General features: G+C 73.9%; 10 protein-coding genes. 7 read left to right on the forward strand and 3 right to left on the reverse strand.

Going from position 1 to position 12,778, the window contains the following annotated elements:
* The first annotated feature begins 243 nt into the window (after nucleotides 1-243).
* Together AB0A74_RS33425 and AB0A74_RS33430 are read left to right on the forward strand one after the other, a co-directional pair.
* On the forward strand, nucleotides 244-618 hold the full coding sequence (locus AB0A74_RS33425; RefSeq protein WP_358255838.1) for a helix-turn-helix transcriptional regulator: 375 nt from the start codon (nucleotides 244-246) through the stop codon (nucleotides 616-618).
* Between the two features lie 10 nt (nucleotides 619-628).
* Nucleotides 629-1,036 carry a VOC family protein gene (locus AB0A74_RS33430; protein ID WP_358255840.1) on the forward strand — a complete coding sequence of 136 codons (408 nt, stop codon included), beginning with the start codon at nucleotides 629-631 and terminating at the stop codon, nucleotides 1,034-1,036.
* Nucleotides 1,037-1,087: 51 nt separating this feature from the next.
* On the opposite strand, the gene AB0A74_RS33435 is transcribed toward AB0A74_RS33430, so the two are convergent.
* Nucleotides 1,088-3,745, reverse strand: a complete 2,658-nt coding sequence (locus tag AB0A74_RS33435; protein WP_358255842.1) for a CHAT domain-containing tetratricopeptide repeat protein — start codon at nucleotides 3,743-3,745, stop codon at nucleotides 1,088-1,090.
* Nucleotides 3,746-3,838: 93 nt separating this feature from the next.
* Between AB0A74_RS33435 and AB0A74_RS33440 the strand changes: the two genes are divergently transcribed.
* Nucleotides 3,839-4,804 carry a pirin family protein gene (locus AB0A74_RS33440; protein ID WP_358255844.1) on the forward strand — a complete coding sequence of 322 codons (966 nt, stop codon included), beginning with the start codon at nucleotides 3,839-3,841 and terminating at the stop codon, nucleotides 4,802-4,804.
* Nucleotides 4,805-4,984: 180 nt separating this feature from the next.
* On the opposite strand, the gene AB0A74_RS33445 is transcribed toward AB0A74_RS33440, so the two are convergent.
* Nucleotides 4,985-6,808: a PIG-L family deacetylase gene (locus AB0A74_RS33445; RefSeq protein WP_358255846.1), complete on the reverse strand. Its 1,824-nt coding sequence runs from the start codon at nucleotides 6,806-6,808 to the stop codon at nucleotides 4,985-4,987.
* Nucleotides 6,809-6,986: 178 nt separating this feature from the next.
* On the opposite strand from AB0A74_RS33445, the gene AB0A74_RS33450 reads away from it, so the two are divergent.
* The 4 genes from AB0A74_RS33450 (at nucleotide 6,987) to AB0A74_RS33465 (ending at nucleotide 11,688) form a co-directional block, all read left to right on the forward strand.
* Nucleotides 6,987-8,012 carry a glycosyltransferase family 2 protein gene (locus tag AB0A74_RS33450; protein WP_358255848.1) on the forward strand — a complete coding sequence of 342 codons (1,026 nt, stop codon included), beginning with the start codon at nucleotides 6,987-6,989 and terminating at the stop codon, nucleotides 8,010-8,012.
* Entirely contained in the window at nucleotides 8,009-8,425 is a 417-nt protein-coding gene (locus tag AB0A74_RS33455; RefSeq protein ID WP_358255850.1) for a GtrA family protein, read from the forward strand. The genes AB0A74_RS33450 and AB0A74_RS33455 overlap by 4 nt, the downstream gene beginning before the upstream one ends.
* Nucleotides 8,422-10,590, forward strand: coding sequence for a hypothetical protein (locus tag AB0A74_RS33460; RefSeq protein WP_358255852.1), 2,169 nt, complete (start codon nucleotides 8,422-8,424; stop codon nucleotides 10,588-10,590). The genes AB0A74_RS33455 and AB0A74_RS33460 overlap by 4 nt, the downstream gene beginning before the upstream one ends.
* A gap of 150 nt (nucleotides 10,591-10,740) precedes the next feature.
* The gene (locus AB0A74_RS33465) at nucleotides 10,741-11,688 is read left to right on the forward strand and encodes a helix-turn-helix domain-containing protein (protein ID WP_358255854.1); all 948 of its coding nucleotides are present in this window, start codon (nucleotides 10,741-10,743) and stop codon (nucleotides 11,686-11,688) included.
* Between the two features lie 170 nt (nucleotides 11,689-11,858).
* Here AB0A74_RS33465 and AB0A74_RS33470 read toward each other — a convergent pair whose 3' ends face one another.
* On the reverse strand, nucleotides 11,859-12,776 hold the full coding sequence (locus AB0A74_RS33470; protein WP_358255856.1) for a VOC family protein: 918 nt from the start codon (nucleotides 12,774-12,776) through the stop codon (nucleotides 11,859-11,861).
* Nucleotides 12,777-12,778: the final 2 nt, after the last annotated feature.

Genomic DNA, 12,778 nt, shown 5'->3' on the forward strand with positions numbered 1-12,778 from the left:
GTTGCCTCCGGCAGGCCGTACGGGGAACGAACCGACGCCCTTCCACCCCCGGGGGCCTGCCGCGCGGCGAGCGCCGCTTTTAGCTCTTCGCTCTTCGCTTTCGCTCTTGATCTTCCCGCTCGCCGCTCTCCGCCTCCGCTTCTTGGAAGCACCCCGCCGCACCTATGAGATCGTAGGAGCGTGAAAGAGCGCGCTCGGGTGCCGTTGGACGACATAGTCCGGCTTAGGCGCGCCCGCGACACCATGGACCGGGACTACGCCCTGCCACTCGACGTCCCCGCCCTGGCCAAGGTCGCCCTCATGTCCCCCGGCCACTTCTCGCGCAGCTTCCGGGCCGCCTTCGGTGAGACGCCCTACAGCTACCTCATGACCCGGCGGATCGAGCGGGCCAAGGCGTTGCTGCGGCGTGGCGACCTGTCGGTGACCGAGGTGTGCTTCGCGGTCGGCTGTACGTCGCTGGGGTCGTTCAGCACCCGGTTCACCGAGTTGGTCGGCGAGTCGCCCAGCGCCTACCGGGCCCGGGACCACGAGGACGGGGCGGCGATCCCGGCGTGCATCGCCAAGATGTACCTGCGACCGATCAGGAACGGAGAAGCGAAACCCGACCCCCGGTCGTAGCGTGACCGGCATGGACATCAAGGTTTCCACCTGTTTCATCGCGGTCGACGACCACGACAAGGCGCTCGCCTTCTACCGGCACGCCCTCGGCCTGGAGGTGCGCAACGACGTCTCCTTCGAGGGCATGCGCTGGGTCTCCGTCGGGTCGCCCGACCAGCCCGACCTGGACATCGTGCTCGAACCCGCCGTCGCCACGCCCAACGCCACCGCCGCCGACCGGGACGCCGCCGCCGAGCTGCTCGCCAAGGGCCTGCTGCGCGGGGTGATCTTCACGACCTCCGACGTCGACGCGACCTTCGAACGGGTCCGCGCGGCCGGCGGCGAGGTCCTCCAGGAGCCGATGGACCAGCCCTACGGCGTCCGGGACTGCGCGTTCCGCGACCCTTCCGGCAACATGCTGCGGATCAACCAGAAGTAACGCGAAGGGCTTCCGACAACGGCCACCCCCTGGACGCCCGGGGTGGCCGGTTCACCCCGCGCCGATGCACACGAACCCGGACGGCCCGACCTCAAGCTGCGCCTCCGCCAACGCCCGCGCCGGCGCGACGCCCGCCACCAAGCGCCGGTGCACGGCGGTCATCAACGGCTTGGTCTCCGCGTCCGGGACCGGCACCACCGACGCGATGACCCGGGCCGTGCCGCGTTCGATGAACATCGCGCTCAAGCCCAGCAACTCGTCACCGGACACCACGACCGACCGGCCCACGTCGCACGCCGCCAGCAACACGGTGTCCGGCACGCGCTTGAGCCGTTGCACGTCGTGCACGTTGAGCTGGCCGTCGTGCAGCCGCAGCGCGGAGAACAGCGGGTTGTCCGACGCCAGCACGCCGTGGGCGGCCAGGTGCGCGGTGCCGGCGGTCTCCAGCGCCGCCAGCACCGCCTCCACGGTCGCCGCGCCGCCCACCAACGGGACCCGGCCGTGGATCGCCGCGACCGCCTCGGCCTCCTCCCGCGCACCGGGCAACCCCGGACCACCCGCCACCACGACCTCGCCCGACGACGGCGGCCGGGTCGCGGCCCGGTGCCACAACGCCGCCGAGGGCGACACCGCCACCGGCCGTCCCGCGCACGACGGGAGGATCGACCACGGCAGGCTGTGCAGGACACCGGTCGGCACGACCACCAGCGGCCGGTCGGCGACCAAGCGCGGGAACGGCAACAGCAACGCGTCCAGCCGCACCGCCACATCCCTCAACAACCCCAACGCCCTCGCCACCCCCGCCCCACCGGCCAACCGACGCAACGCGAACGGCACCCGCTCCACCAGCCCCGCGACCTCGCTCACCGCCGCGAGGTCGTGCCGCTCCAACCGACCGTCCACCAGGGACAGCGCCAACACTCGACCATCGACCTGGACGTACTCGACCAACACCCGATCACCCAGCACGGCCGACAACTCCCCCACCCGCACCGGCCCAGCCTGCTCAGCCCGCTCAGCCCCGCCCCGCTCGGCCCCAGCTCCCTCAGCCCCGGCCGCCTCAGCCCCGACCCGCTCATCCCGGTCAGCCCGCAACAACCGACTCCGGTCGCGGATGCGGCGCTCCAACTCGACCTGGCGGCGCACGAGCCCACCGGTCTGCCGCCCCTCCGCGCGCGCCCGGTCCAGCTCGGCCGTCGTGGCGCGCAGCTTGGGCAGCAGCGCGGCCAGGAGCGGGTCGTCCGGCGGACGCACCGGGCGGACCAGCAACCGGCTCGCCCGGCCGCGTTCGGCCCACTCGAACACCGCCGACGGCCGGCCCTCCGCCAACGCGATCCGCAGTCCCACGTCCACCAGCTCGGCGCGGTGCGCGGCGGAGTACGCGCGCAGGTCGCTCGCGGCCAGGGCGGCATGGTGCTCGTCCAGCACGCGCAGGCCGTTGCGGGCCGCGCGCAGGGCTCCGGCGGTGTCCCCGGCGGCGCGGCGGGCCAGCGCCTCGGCGTACCAGCCGCGGGCGCGCAGCGTCGCCGGGCCACGCCGGCGGACCCGGGCCGCCTCCGCCCGGTACCGGGCCGCCGCCTCGGGACGTCCGCGCAGCTCGGCGAGCCGCGCCGCGTCCAACCGGGCCTGCACCGCGGCCAGCGGGCGGCCGGTGGCGGCCAGCGTCGCGACGGTCGCGTCGATGTCCCGTGCCGCGGCCCGGTCCGGCTCGCCGCTGCCCAGCGTCGCCTGGAGCAGGGCGGCACGGGACAGCGCGACCCACCGCGCCCGGCCCTGCCGCCCGAACGCCCGCAGCGCGGTCCGGGCGTGCGCGGCGGCGGTCGGCCAGTCCCGTTCCGACAGCGCCACCTGGGCCAGCAGCAACTGCATCTCCGGCACCTTCAGCCGCCGCCCGTGCCGCCGGAACGCCTCGACGGCCCGTTCGGCGGCGTGCCGCGCCTCGGTCATCAGCCCGACCGAGAGCAGCAGCGCGGCCCGGTCCTGGAGCACGGCCGCGACCTGCCCGCCCTGGCCGGTGATGATCCGCTCGGCCTCCTCGAACGCCGCGAGCGCCGCCGGCACGTCGCCGCGCAGCCCGGCCACGTACCCGGTGTTGCCGGTGATGATCCCGACCGCCAGCTCCCGTCCGAGGTCGCGGGCGATGGCGTCGGCTTCGGCCAGGTCCCGGCGCGCCGCCTCGAAGTCGTGCCGCTCGGCCTGCAACAACCCCCGGTTGACGATGGTCCGCTGCACGCCCAACCGGTCCCCGGCCCGCCGCAGCGCCGGCACGGCGGCCCGGTAGTCGGCGAACGCCTCGTCCAGCCGCCCGATGTGGTAGAGGATCGCGCCCCGCTGGGCCCGCGCCTGCGCGCCGGCCCGCCCGGTCAGCACGGCGATCGCCGCGTCGACCTCCCGCAACGCCGACCGCGTCGAGCCGCGCTGGGCCAGCACGAACGCCATCTTCATCCGGCTCTGCGCGGCGATCTCGGGCCGCCCGGCGCGTTCCCCGTACCGGACGGACCGGCGCAGGTGCCGGATCGCGTCGTCCACCGCGCCGGTCTGCATGAGGGCGTGCCCCCACGCCTGCTCGGCGACGGCGACCGCCTCGGCGTCGCGCTCCCGCTCGGCCCGCCGCAGGGCGCGGCGCGCGGCGGGCACCGACCGGGCGGGGTTGGCGTCGGCGAGCCGCATCGCCTCCCGCGACTCCTCGACCGCGGAGTGCGACGACATGCGGGACAGCCTGCCCGTGCGGCGGCGAGCCGCCAACGCATTACCGCGCTTTCTCTACGATGGGCTGATGGTCATCATGCGCGTGGTCCGGTCATGAGCAACGTCGAGGCGGCACCGGTTGAACTGGTGTGCGGCAGCACGTCGGCGCACCGGCCGGTGGAGGTCCTGACGCCGAGGGACGTGCCGCTGGGCGGTCCCCGGGCGATGTCGGTCCGCCGCACGCTGCCGCAACGCGACCGCACCATGATCGGCGCGTGGTGCTTCGCCGACCACTACGGCCCCGACGACGTGTCGCGGACCGGTGGCATGGACGTCGCCCCGCACCCGCACACCGGTCTGCAGACGGCGAGCTGGCTGTTCACCGGCGAGATCGAACACCGCGACAGCCTCGGCGTGCACGCCGTGGTCCGCCCCGGCGAGCTGAACCTGATGACCGGCGGCGCGGGCATCTGCCACTCCGAGGTGTCCACGGCGGACACCACGGTCCTGCACGGCGTCCAGCTCTGGATCGCCCTCCCGGACCGCCACCGCGACGCACCGCGGAACTTCCAGCACCACGCCCCCGAGCCCGTCGAGGTCCAGGGCGCGGTGGTGCGGGTGTTCCTGGGCACCCTGTGCGGGCAGACGTCCCCGGTGGACACCTTCAGCCCGCTGCTGGGCGCGGAACTGGTGCTGGCCCCGCGGGCGGACTTGACCTTGGCCGTGAACCCGGCCCACGAGCACGGCGTCCTGGTGGACCGGGGCGCTCCCACCCTCAACGGCACCCGCCTCGGGCACGGCGAACTCGGCTGCACGGCGACCGGCGCGGATTCCCTCCACCTGGCCAACCCGTCGGACGAGCCGGCCCGCGTGGTCCTGCTGGGCGGCGAGCCGTTCGGCGAGGAGATCGTGATGTGGTGGAACTTCGTGGGCCGCACGCACGACGAGATCGCCGGGTTCCGCGACGAGTGGCAAGCCGAATCCGACCGCTTCGGCCGCGTGAACGGCTACCCCGGCCCCCGCCTACCCGCCCCACCCCTACCCACCGGCCGCCTCCGCCCACGAGGCAACCCCCGCTGACCCGCCAACCGGCCGCCCGCGCGCGAAACCCCGGCGAACCCACTGCCCGCGCGCGAAGCCCCGGCCAACCCACCGCCCGCGCCCGCCCGCGCGCAACCCGCCTGACCCACCACCCGCGCCCAACGCCACCCGGCCCGACCCGGCCCGCGCCCAACCCGGCCCGGCCCGCGCCCAACCCCGCTAGCCCGCCGCCTGCCAGGGCGAGAACCGGCCGCCGTCCTGTTCCACCGCGGTGTGCAGGCGGCCGTCGGCGGCGATCGCCAGGAGGACCACCCGCCCGGTCCCGTCCACCGCCGCCGTCGGGTAGTCCAGCGGCTGCCCGCCCACGGACGTGCCGTTCACCGACACCGCCCCCGCCGCGTCCCGCCCGACGACCACCACCCCGTCCCGGCCGTGGACCGCGGCCGGCTGCCCGGGCCCGCCCGGACCGGGGGCACGCACCGGCGGCGACCAACCGTCACCCGATCGAGCGGTGCGCACGACTTCACCCGTCTGCGCCACCGCGTGCACCACGGTGAGCGTCCCGTCCGGCCCGACCGCCACGCTCGGCGGACCGGCCGGCGGCGTGGACGGGTAGGACCGGTCCCACGACCCCGCCCAGTGGACCACCGCGTCCACCGTCGTCCCGAACACCTCCGGCGCCCCGGACGCGCCGGTCACGGCCGCCAAGCCGTCCACCACTCCCGACCCGCCCAGCCTGGTCCACCCGCCCCAGCGGCCGTCGGCGTCCTGTTCGGACCGGCTGACGCCGCCGCCCGCGTCCCGGACGAACACCGCCACGCGGCCGTCGCCGTGCGCCGCCGCCGCGGGCGTGCCCACCCGGCGGTCGCCCGGGTCGGGGCTGCCCAGGGCGTGCCAGCCTCGGTCGTCCCGGCACCTGATGTCCCGGGTGTCCAGGCGACGCCCGCACACCGTCATGCCGTGCCTGCCCCGCGTCACGGAAAGGCCGAAGGCCAGCTTGCCGCCCGGCGACCCGAGGTCGTCCAGGCGCTCCCACCCCGAGCCGACCTGGCGCCAGCCCAACAGCCGCCGGCCCTGGGCCGCGTAGGCGCGCAGGCCGTCGTCGGCCCTGCCCACCCAGGCCGTCCCCCGGTCCCAGCGGTAGTACATGCGGCGGGGCCAGGCGTCGTAGGACGGGTGGCCGCCCGCATAGCGGTCGTGGGCCTGGTAGGCGGCGAAGTCGGCGAGCTTCTCGGCCTGCTGGTCCGGGCTCAGGTTCACCGGGGCGCGGTCGATGTTGTAGTCGCGGTAGCCGACCACGACCAGGCGCGGGCGGTCCGGCGAGCGCTGGTAGACGCGGGCCGCCTCCTCCGCGAACCGGGCGCTCATGACGTGGTCGGGGTGGTCGTGCCAGGGCTGCCACTGCGGGTAGTCCGGGTCCGGGTCGCTGTCCTGCACGCGCAGCACGGTGGGCCGGAAGCCGTCCATGATCTTGACCAGGACGCGGATCAGGGCGTTGCCGGTGTAGGTGGACGGCTCGGTCATCTTGCCGCCGGTCGGGGTGAGCGTGTCCACGGAGACCACGCCGCCCGCCCGGTCGTGCCACAGCCGCCGCAACGCGCCCCGGCCGCCGTCGGCGCGGGGGTCCGCGTCCTCCGGCAGGTTCAGGAACACCAGCGCGACCTGCGGTTTCGCCTTCAGCGTGTAGCGCTCGCCCACCCGGCCGCCGGCCAGGTCCATCGCCGCGCCGTCCCACTCGTCGGGCACGCCCGCCATCCGAGCGTACGCCGCCCGCGCCCCGGCCTGGCGGGCCGCCGAGTAGCCGTTCGCGTCGGCCACCTCGGCCTCGCCGGCGGTGACGAACACCGTCATCACGCGCTTGCCCGACCGGACCGCCTCGCGCACGTCGGGGTTCATGAACAGCACGTCGTCGTCGTGGTGGGCGACCACCTGCAGGTAGGCGACCTCGGCCGCGCCGGCCGGCTCGTGCGCGGGTTCGGCGCACGCCACGACCAGCGCGAGCACCAGCGCGACGAACACCGCCAACGGTCGTGCACGTGCCATCGGAACCGCCGCCCCCCATCCCCGCGTGCCGGCGCCGGACAGGCTACCGACAGAATGTCGGACGGGGACGACCAGGACGGACAAAGCAACGCAATACGGGTGTCCGGCGTCGGTAATGGGTGGGGACCGCCGGCGATAGTCCCAGGGGTACTCGGCCAACAGGGGTTCAAGGGGAGTTGTGCGCATCTCAGTCGTGGTGCCGTGCTTCAACGAGGAAGCCGGACTGGAAGAGCTGTACGCGGCGCTGAGCCGGGTGCTCCCGCCGCTGGGCGGGGACTTCGAGGTCCTGCTGGTCGACGACGGCAGCACCGACAAGACGCTGGACCTGCTGCGCACCATCGCCGAGCGCGACGCGCGCTTCAAGTACCTCGCCCTGAGCCGCAACTTCGGCAAGGAAGCGGCCATGCTGGCCGGGCTGAGCCACGCCACCGGCGACTACGTCGCGATCATGGACGCGGACCTGCAGCACCCGCCGGAGCTGCTGGGCCGCATGGTCGAGATGATCGGCGCGGGCTACGACCAGGTCATCGCCCGGCGCACCCGCAAGGGCGAGGCCACGCTGCGCAAGCTGGTGTCGAGCCTGTACTACAAGATGATCAACAAGGTCATCGACGTGGAGCTGGAGAACGGCGTCGGCGACTTCCGCGTGCTGAGCAGGCGCGCGGTGCAGGCGCTGCTGTCGCTGGGCGAGTACAACCGGTTCTCCAAGGGCCTGTTCGCCTGGATCGGCTTCGACACGGCCGTGATCGACTACGAGAACGTCACCCGCGCGGCCGGCAGCAGCAGCTGGACCTTCCGCAAGCTGCTCAACTACGGCATCGACGGCGTGGTGTCGTTCAACTCCAAGCCGCTGCGGGTCGCGATCTACCTCGGCGGCCTGGTGACCGTGCTGGCGTTCGCCTACGCGGTGTGGGTGCTGGTGGACGCGGTGCGCAACGGCGTGGACGTGCCCGGTTACGTCACGCTGATGTGCGCGGTGCTCGTGCTGGGCGGCCTGCAACTGCTGTTCCTGGGCGTGATCGGCGAGTACGTCGGCCGCATCTACTTCGAGTCCAAGCGCCGGCCGCACTTCCTGGTCAAGGAGTCGGCGGGCGCGGGCCACATCCCGGTGACCCTGCCGCTGGGACGTGAGCTGCCCGAGCACGCCGCCGAGGTGCGCGGCGAAGTCGTGGCCGGCCCGTTCGCGGAGCGGTCGACGTCGTGACCGCGAAACTCGGCCGGATCGTCCGGTTCGGACTGGTCGGCGTGCTCAACACGGGCGTGTACTACGGCCTGTACCTGCTGTTGAAGCTGGCGCTGCCCTACATGGCCGCGCACGTCCTGGCGTTCGTGCTGGCCATGGTCGGCTCGTACTTCATGAACTGCTTCTTCACCTTCCGCACGAAGCCGTCGTGGAAGACCTTCCTGCTGTTCCCGCTGTCCAACGCGACCAACTTCGTGGTGACCACCGCGGGGCTGTACGTGCTGGTCACGTGGTTCGCGGTCAACCAGCGGATCGCGCCCCTGCTCGCGGCGGCGGTGGCGATCCCGTTCACGTTCATCGTCGCGCAGCTGGTGCTCACCGGACGGTCGAAGCCCGCAGCGCCACCGATCAGGGAAGAGGAACGGACGTCGTGACGACGCTCGTCCACCGGCGGGTGTGGGGCCCGCTGGTCGCGTTCGGCGTGTGCGCCGCTGTCGTGCTGCTCGCCCAGGTGCCGTACCTGCGCAACCGGTTGTTCTACGTGTGGGACGACAGCGCGGTGCAGTTCATGCCGACCTGGCACCACCTGGGTCACCGGCTGCTCGGCGGCGACTGGCCGCCGCTGCTGGACGTGGACGGCTGGATGGGCGGCAACCTGCCCGCCGAGGCGCTGTTCGGCATCTGGAACCCGGTCAACCTGGGCAACTTCATCCTGGTGTCCCGGTTCGACGACCTGGGTCTGGCCGCGCTGGTGGTGAAGTCGGAGATCCTGGCGCTGCTGGCGCTGGGCGTCTACCTGGTGTGCCGGGAGCACGGCGCCGGGCGCGGGCCGTCGGCGGTGGTCGCGATCGCGCTGCCGTTCAGCGGGTTCACGCTGTACTTCGACACCGCGTCGTGGGTGGCCGGGCTGATGGCGTTCGCCTGGCTGCCCTACACGTGGTGGGCGGCGCGGCGGGCGGCCCGGGGCGCGGCGAGCCCGTTGTGGGCGATCCTGTTCGGTGCGCTCGCGGTGACCACCGGCAACCCGTACGGGCTGCTGGGCGTGTGCGTGGTGCTCGGTGCGCTGCTGGTGGAGAACTGGCTGCGGCGGGACCGGTCGGCGCTGGTGAGGCTGGTCCTGATCGGCGGGCTGGTGGCGTTGTTCGTGCCGCTGGTGTACCTGCCGCTGCTGGGGACGTCGTCGGTGACCATGCGCGCCGGGCAGGGGTTCGCCAGCGACGGCATCCTGATGCCGCGGCTGTCGGACCTGCTGTCGATGAGCATGCCCAGCCACCGGCCGATGATCCGGACGTTCAGCCTGGACTACCGCCTGCACTCGCCGGGCGTGTACTTCGCGTGGTTCGTGGTGCCGCTGCTGCCGTGGCTGCACTGGCGGCGGCTGCGCGAGCGGTGGCGGGAGCTGTCGGGCGTGTTCGTCGTGCTCGCGGCGTACGTGCTGCTGGCGGTGGGTCCGTCGAACATGTGGATGTTCCGGTTCCCGCTGCGCCACCTGGAGGTGGTGTACCTGGCGGTCGGGGTGCTGTTCGCGGTGGCGTTCACCGGCGGGCCGCGGTTCGACCACGTGCGGCGGCGGGTGGCGTTGACGGCGGCGGCGCTGCTGCTGTCGGGGTACCTGAGCTTCGCGGCGCAGCCGTGGCAGTGGCGGCAGCACGTGGTGGCGCTGGCCCTGCTGACCGTCGGGGCCGCGGTGGCCGTGGCGCTGGCCCGGTTCGTCCGGCCGCAGGCGACGTACGCGGCGCTGGTCGCCGGTGTGGGCGCGGCGCTGCTGCTGCAGACGTCGTGGTTCCCGGCGAACCTGGACGTGGCGGGGTACGGGTTCCCCCGGTCGGTGTCGGAGCTGAAGGCGCAGGCGCTGCCGCACGACGGCACGACGTTCCCGGTGGGGACCGTGCTGCCGGGCAACGTGGGCCTGGTGGCCGACCTGAGGTCGACCGGGTCGTACTCGGGCATGTCGTTCCGCGAGTTCGCCACCGCGACCTGCATGAACTACAAGGGCACGACGTGCGCGGCGAGCCTCGGGCAGATCCTCGCGCCGACCGCGGTGGACGGGCGTCCGCTGGTGGACCTGCTGCGGGTGGGCACGATCCTGGTGCAGAACGACGTGCTGCCCGACGTGCAGCCGCCGCCCGGGTGGCGGATCGGCGACCGGACGGCCACGCACACGTCGTTGCGGCGCGAGCAGCCGTTGCCGTGGCCGGGCGGCCGGCTGTCCCACGCCTCGCCCGGGGTGCGGGTGGGCGAGGACGTCTCGCCGGACGACCGGGACGAGTCGGTGAAGTTCACCAAGGACCGCGGTCCCGCCCAACTGGTGTTCGCGCGCCTGGCGTGGCCGGGGTACCGGGCGGAGGTCGGCGGCCGTGAGCTGGCCACCCGGCAGGGCCCGGCGGGCCTGCTCGTCGTGGACCTGCCCGCCGACGTCGAGAGCGGCGAGGTGAAGATCCGCTGGACCCCGCCCGGTCTCGGGCTCGGCGCGGCCCTGGCGCTGGCCGGCCTGCTCGGCGCCGTGGGGTACGCCCTGGTGAGCGGGCGAAGGCCACGGCGCGAACGTCCCGCGCCCGCGGCGAAGACCCCCCAGGACCTCGCCGTGGCGAACGCGTGACCCCGGCGGTGGGTTCCCGCCCACCGCCGGCTCCCCCTGCTCCGCCCGCGCCGTGGCGGGACCACGCTACGGCGACCCCGGTCCCCGGCCACGCCGGCGCGTGCACGCGGCGTTGTCGATCCGGGTACGGTTGTCGGCGGGGAGGCGCCCGTGCCCGACTTCACCACGGACCACACCGAGCCGCCCGCGGACCGGGTCGAGCGGTTCCAGACGGCGGCGTCCACCGCGTTCGCGCCGCTGCTCGTCCGAGCGCAGGACGGCCCGCCGTTCCACGCCACGATCCGCGCCCGGGCCACCGGTGGGCTGCTGGTCTCCGACATCCGCACGTCGCCGGTGAGCGTGGACCGGCCGGCTCGGCGGATCAGCTCCAGCGACAACGACGTCTACAAGGTCGCGCTCCAACTGTCCGGCACGATGGGCGTGGCGCAGGACGGTCGGCGCGAGGTCATGCGGCCGGGTGACCTGGCCGTCTACGACACGACCAGGCCGTACGCGCTGGAACACCTCGAAGCCCTCGACGGCGAGGTCCGCACGGTCGTGATCGCCTGCCCGCGCCACTCCTTCGCCGCCGGCCCGGACGCGCTGCGCGAGGTCGTGGCGACCCCGGTCCCGGCCACCCGCGGCGTCACCGGGCTGGTGGCAGCCTTCTTCACCGGCCTGGCGGACGAACTGCCGAACGTGGACGCCCCGGGCACCCACCTGGCCGACGCCCTGGTGGACCTGATCTCCCTGACCTTCGCGGGCACGCCCCAGCCCGAGCCCTCGACCCTGACGGCCCGCATGATCGCCTACTGCGAGGCCAACCTGAGCGACCCGACCCTGTCCCCGCGAACGGTGGCCCGCGCCCACCACATCTCGGTCCGCTACGCCCACCGCCTGTTCGCCGACACGGACCGCTCCCTGGCGGCCTGGATCAGATCCCGCCGCCTGGACCGCATCCGCCGAGACCTGGAAAACCCCCTCCTGGCCCACCGCACGGTAGCCGCCATAGCCGCCCGCTGGGGCCTGTACGACGCCCCACACGTGAGCCGCCTGTTCCGAGCGACCTACGGCGTCAGCCCCACCACCTACCGCCGCGCCCACTCCGGCGGCTCGTGAGCTTCCCGCAATTGTCGGTACCCCGTGCGACCATGGAACCGGGGGCCGGAGGCCGGCCACCGCACCAGCCGGCACGGCCAGCCGCTCACCGCGTGGTCAGCGGCTCACCGGCCGGCACGGCCAGCCGCTCACCGCGGGGCAGCGGCTCACCGGCCGGCACGGCCAGTCGCTCACCGGCCGGCGCGGAAGATGATGGCTGCTCCCAGTGCCTCGCGCGCCGGGACGAACGGGTCGCCGTCGGGTGTGCGGCCGAGCGTGAAACCGTTGTCCCGCAAGTGTTCCTCGGTCGCGTCGAGGTCCCGGACGGTCACCGCGCAGGCGGCCAGGCCGGGGAGCGCGGGCGGCTGCTCGTCGGGCAGGAGCGCGGACAGATCGGTGGTCAGGGTCAGCCGCGCCGGCCCCAGGGTGAACGTGCGGGTGTGGGGTGCGTGCAGCGCCGGGACGCCCAGGTACGTCGTGTAGCGGGATTCGGCCGCGTCGAGGTCGTCCACGCACAGGATCGCCTCCTGCACACCGGTGGCCCCGTTGGGGTGGTCGAGGTGGCGGTTGTGTTGGAACCGCGGGTCCAGGTCGGCCACCGCGCCCACCCGCCCCTCGGGCGTGTCGTCCAGTTCCAGGTACCGCACGGTCTCCAGCACGCCGGGCTCGACCGGGCGTTGCACGGTGTTCACGCCGCCGTGGGGTACGCCGGCCTCGGCCAGGCGGGCGGCCGTGGCGTCGATGTCGGACGTCGAGAGCATGAGGATGTGCAGGCCCTCGAACCGGTCCAGGTGGGCGGTCAGGTCGGCGGTGGTCGCGGAGATGCGGTCCAGGAGGACGGGCAGCACCTCCGGAGGTGCTTGCAGCGGCACGAGTTCCGCGTCGGGAGGGACGCTGCCGGCCACCGGGGTCACCAGTTCCAGGAAGTCGGCGGGGAAGTCGGCGTGCGTGTTGGCCGCGCCGAACGGTTCGGGGTCCGCGCCCTCGCTCGGGGCGAGTGCCGGGCAACTCGGTGGCGGCACGGTGAAGCCGAGGCGGCGGTACAGGGTCGTGGCCCGGGCGATGTCGCGCACGACGTGCCCCACGTGGTGCAGGCGCGTGATCGTCATAC

This window comes from Saccharothrix sp. NPDC042600 (assembly GCF_040647305.1).
Taxonomy (GTDB): domain Bacteria; phylum Actinomycetota; class Actinomycetes; order Mycobacteriales; family Pseudonocardiaceae; genus Actinosynnema; species Actinosynnema mutabilis.